The 250-nt window shown below is 40.0% G+C and carries 1 protein-coding gene; it reads left to right on the forward strand.

The window, feature by feature from the left end:
- Window positions 1–43 precede the first annotated feature (43 nt).
- The coding region (locus ACXAFQ_RS20555) for an Imm44 family immunity protein (protein WP_474825228.1) at window positions 44–250 on the forward strand (207 nt) is incomplete at its 3' end.

The following is a 250-nucleotide window of genomic DNA, read 5'->3' on the forward strand; positions in this document are numbered from 1 at the left end:
TTACTGCCCCTTATGTGGGTGTTAGGTGACAAAGGGAGTTTTGATGAGGTTTTTCTTAAGTGGGGAAATTGATGAGTCAGTTAGCAAGCAATTTCAAGAAGCTTCGTCGGTAGTCCAAGTTAAGCTTGAAGAATTCCTTAGAGACAGAAGTTACGGAAATGAGGTAAACGAATTAAACATCATTCCAATCATTGTCGACCTACCAGAAGAAATGGACGAACAAGGTTGGTACAAAGAGCGAAAGCTTTTT

The sequence above is a fragment of the Alteromonas sp. ABH2_165 genome (genome assembly GCF_056159945.1).